This is a genomic window from Microvirga roseola (genome assembly GCF_020866965.1).
GTDB lineage: Bacteria > Pseudomonadota > Alphaproteobacteria > Rhizobiales > Beijerinckiaceae > Microvirga > Microvirga roseola.
Genome location: NZ_JAJATX010000117.1, coordinates 1 through 4300, shown reverse-complemented (window position 1 = coordinate 4300; position 4300 = coordinate 1). Strand labels below are relative to the sequence as shown.

General features: G+C 59.1%; 6 protein-coding genes. All 6 read right to left on the bottom strand.

Annotated elements, in window-relative coordinates; translation table 11 throughout:
- Positions 1 to 359: 359 nt before the first annotated feature.
- On the bottom strand, positions 360 to 794 hold the full coding sequence (locus LG661_RS24205; RefSeq protein WP_230534559.1) for a DoxX family protein: 435 nt from the start codon (positions 792 to 794) through the stop codon (positions 360 to 362).
- A gap of 199 nt (positions 795 to 993) precedes the next feature.
- Positions 994 to 1764, bottom strand: a complete 771-nt coding sequence (locus tag LG661_RS24200) for an SDR family oxidoreductase (protein ID WP_230534558.1) — start codon at positions 1762 to 1764, stop codon at positions 994 to 996.
- Positions 1765 to 1804: 40 nt separating this feature from the next.
- Positions 1805 to 2242, bottom strand: a complete 438-nt coding sequence (locus LG661_RS24195; RefSeq protein ID WP_230534557.1) for an ester cyclase — start codon at positions 2240 to 2242, stop codon at positions 1805 to 1807.
- A 52-nt stretch (positions 2243 to 2294) separates the two neighbouring features.
- A complete protein-coding gene (locus tag LG661_RS24190) occupies positions 2295 to 3068 on the bottom strand; it encodes an SDR family NAD(P)-dependent oxidoreductase (protein WP_230534556.1) in 774 nt (257 codons plus the stop codon).
- Between the two features lie 103 nt (positions 3069 to 3171).
- Positions 3172 to 3771, bottom strand: coding sequence for an NAD(P)H:quinone oxidoreductase (gene wrbA / locus LG661_RS24185; protein WP_230534555.1), 600 nt, complete (start codon positions 3769 to 3771; stop codon positions 3172 to 3174).
- A gap of 170 nt (positions 3772 to 3941) precedes the next feature.
- Positions 3942 to 4300: LysR substrate-binding domain-containing protein (locus LG661_RS24180; RefSeq protein WP_230534554.1), on the bottom strand; the 359-nt coding region annotated here is incomplete at its 5' end.

Sequence of the window (4300 nt, the reverse complement as noted above, 5' to 3'; positions counted from 1 at the left end):
CTCTGAATCACACCTCAGCCCAAATTAATAGGTCCTGAGCCTAGTCTTCCTTGTCTTCCCATCTAGCCGGACGCCATGAGACCGGCGAAGCCCGGCTAGGCGTTCGTGGGACCGAGGCGTTGAACAAGCCCGAGACGATCCTTACGTCGCTTGGGTTAACTGCGCTCGCACGCACCTTTACCAGCACTTCGCCGGAATTGAGTTCAGGGACGGGGAGGTTCTGCACGTTCAGTATCGACGGCGCACCATAAGCCTCAAAGCGAAGCACCCTCATAGAAGGCATGGCTGAACTCCTGATGGCTCTACCTAAAAGACACGAAAAAGCCGGGGCGTCTGCCGCCCCGGCTTTTATGGGAACTTCAACGGTGCCGATTATCCAGGCTGAACGACCCTGCGCCGAAGGCCACAACCTGCAGAAGGCCGCCAGCCATGGCGATGTTCTTGAAGAAGTGAATGAACTGGTTCTGATCGGACAGGTCATTATGGAACGTCAAAGCCGTCGCTATCGTGAAACTGGCAAGAGCCAATGCCACGAGCCGGGTTTGGAAGCCAACAACAAGCGCAAGTCCGCCGAGGATTTCGGTGGCGACCGCCAGACCATAGGCGACCTCTGCCAGCGGCAGGCCGACGGACTGGATGTAGCCAATAGTCACGGTCGGAGCGGCGACTTTGCTGAAGCCTGAGAGCAGGAAAATCCCCGCGAGCAGCAGGCGGCCAAGAACTGGCGCGGCACTTATAAGCGCCGAGGTGGCGGGCAGATCAGCGATTTGACGTGGAAGAGTAGCGGATGACATTTGAATGCTCCTTTTGCTGAAGTCCACCCTCTTGGTGGGCTGGTGTGGAAGTGATGACATGTGGGAAGTTTTCCGGAGTAGCCGAATAAGATCGACCGAATTGTTCGACATATTCGAATAGAAGTAAGTGCCGAATGTATCTGCGCTATCAGCTGCTCTCAGCGTGCCAGACCGGTAGGTTGGCGCCAGGCGGTTTGCCCTAAATCACTGCAAGGAGACCACCATCGACGACAAGCGCATGGCCTGACACGTAGCTCGACAGATCCGAGCCAAGATAGGCTACGGCATCACCGATCTCGGATGGCTGACCCAGCCGCCGGAGCGGAGTGCGCTGTCGAAAGCCTTCCGAGGCCTCCGCAATTCCAGGAGATGTTCGCAGCAGCACGGTGTCGATGGTACCTGGTGCTATGGCGTTGACACGGATGCCGGCAGGTCCAAGTGCATCGGCCAGGGCTTTGGCCATGAGCACCACACCGCCCTTGCTGGTCGAGTAGGCGACAGTAATTCCTGCGCCCGCAATGCCGCCCATGCTGGCTATGAGCACGATGCTACCAGCTTTGCCATGCGCTTTCATGCGCTGTGAGGCCGCCTGAGCACCGAAGAGAACCCCATCGAGATTGACGGCCATAAGCCGGCGGTAATCCTCCTCAGGCACATCGACCCCATCCGTGCGCAATGTGATACCCGCATTGGCGACGAACACATCGACGCCGCCGAATTCCTCTGCAGCTTCCACGAGAGTATCGTTGTCGATGCGCTTACTCACGTCGCCATGGATGAAGCGGGCCGGGACACCCAGTGCCTGTATTGCTGTGACGGTCGGCTCCCCGCCTTCGCGAGGCATTTCAACCACGTCCGAGACGACGACGGCTTTAGCACCGTGCTCTGCTGCTCGGATGGCGATGGCGCGCCCGATGCCACTGGAGGCCCCGGTTACAACGACGACCTTGCTGTTCAAGATGTTGCTCATTATCGCTCCAATCAAAAATGAGGAGGGAAACGGATTGGACTCAGGATTTCATCGCGGCGGGGGCGCCGAGCTGTTCCATGAGCTTGTAGAGGTTGGCGACACCCCAATGCTCTATGATCTGCCCATTTCGCACGCGCATTGCGTCCACAGTTTCGAAGGAGACCCTTCTTCCTGTCGGAGGAACGCCCAGGAAGAGACCCTCGTGAGTGCCATGATAGGTCTTGTAGGTGGTAACCAGATCGCCCTCCGCTGCCTGCCAGTGGATGACCGCATGAAAGTCGGGAAATGCGCCACGCAAGGTCTTGTAGAGGCGCAGGGCCCCGTCGCGGTCCGGGGTGCCGCCGGGCTGCGGCGTGTGGTCGACAAAGTCTTGCGCGAACAGCTCTTCAAAGAGTGCGAAGTTGCCCTTGCCTTGAACTTCCTCCGTGTTGCGGCGCACGACTGCAATGGCGGCTTCACTGACGGGATTGATCGACATGGTGAGTTCTCCAGGATGATCGTGGAATTGAAGTTGTCTTGAGAAGGCACGGCTAGAGTTCAAAGCCGCCGATCGTCATGCCGCCATCGATGACGAGCATCTGACCGAAGACGTAGCTGGCTTCAGATGAAGCAAGCCATACAGCGGCGGCGGCAATTTCACTGGGATGAGCACCGCGCTTGGCGGGAATCGCTTTTCTGGCAAGCTCCGCGAAAGCCGGGTTCTGTGCGCTGTTTGCCACAACCATAGGCGTTTCCGTCCAACCAGGAGCCAGGGCGTTCACCCGGATCCCGTGGGCGGCATTTTCCATAGCGGCCACGCGGGTTAATCCGAGCACGCCATGCTTTGACGCAGCATAGGCGCTCATGCCGCCTGGACCCGTAACAGCCGCGACAGAGGCTGTGTTGACGATCGCTCCTGCACCGGCCTGCTTCATCAGTGGCAATTGGTACTTCATGCCGAGGAAGACACTCCGCAGATTGATGCGCACGACCGCATCGAAGTCATCAGCGGAGTAGTCCTCAATGCGGTTAGCGCTGCCTGTGATGCCGGCATTGTTGAACGCCACATCGAGCCGTCCGGACTCCGTGGCGATCCGCTCCAGGAGGGATGCAATGTCCGTCTCCGAGGAAACATCGACGCGCGCCGAGCGAGCCTCGCCGCCAATCGCAGCGATCATGCTGGTGGTTTCGGCAAGACCATTTTCATTCAGGTCGGCGGCATAGACCAAGGCGCCGCGCTTGGCAAAAGTGAGTGCGGCTTCCCGCCCGATGCCGGAGCCTGCTCCTGTGACGAGGACGATTTTGCCGTTGAAGTCGGAAGACATGGACATTCTCCAGATCGCCTGAGGGCGTGAGCCAGCCATCCCGCTCCATGATGAGAGAGCAAGCGACGAGGAAGGCTGGCGATGGAAGCAGGGAAAGAGAGGTTCAGCCGAACAGCTTTGTTGCAGTCCGGGCGATGAGTTCGCCCTGATGGCGGGCTCCACTGAGGTCGATCTCGGTGGGCTGCCGGCTGCCGTCGCCGGCGGCGATTGTGGTGGCTCCGTACGGCGCGCCGCCAACGATCTCGTCGACGCTCATTTGGCCTTGGTGGCTGTAGGGCAGGCCGACGATGGTCATCCCGAAATGCATCAGGTTTGTAATGATTGAGAACAGGGTGGTCTCCTGTCCGCCATGTTGTGTCGCGGTGGAAGTAAAAGCACCTCCGACCTTGCCGTTCAGCGCCCCGCGAGCCCACAGGCCGCCGGCTTGGTCGAAGAATGCCGCCATTTGGGAGGACATGCGGCCAAACCGGGTGCCCGTGCCGACCACGATGGCGTCGTAATCTGCGAGATCGGCGACGGCAGCAATGGGTGCAGGCTGATCGAGTTTGAAATGCGCCTTCCTGGCGATCTCCTCAGGCACGGTCTCAGGGACACGTTTTACATCAACCATTGCACCAGCGGCGCGGGCTCCCTCGGCGATAGCGTGGGCTATTGTCTCGATGTGGCCGTAAGAGGAGTAGTAGAGAACCAGAACCTTAGCCATGGGAGCTTCCTTTTGTGAGATGACGGCGGTTGTTCCGTCGTCGCAAGTGGAAGATGGCATCTGGGTTATGATAGAAAAAGTCGGATAAAGCTGTCTTTCATGTTCGAGATTATCGAATGAAAGTCTGGCTTCGCCTGGTGAGCAGGGTTGAGACGAGCAGGAGGTGTGGCTCAGAACGCCGGCATTGCCTCACCCTTTCCTAGGGGCTGCTCCTCCTGAGCGCACTTGGACAAGAGCTTGTCGTTCTCGGCCTGCTCTTCAAATCGGGCAATGAGATAGGAGGTTGCAGGCCCAGGTGGGTTGTCGCTGCGGTAGATGGCCTGCAGCCGATAGGGGCCACCCCTGCAGTCGGGCATATCAAGGTGGACGAGGCGTCCGCTGGCGATATCCTCGCGAACCATCGGTTCCGGCATGTTGCCCCAGCCGATACCTTCCTTCAGCAGCATGTGTTTTGCGCCAAGGTCGGCTAACCGCCAGGTCCTCGTCGCGACGACGGCAAACTCAAGCCCTTGCGTCAGGGCAGACCGGT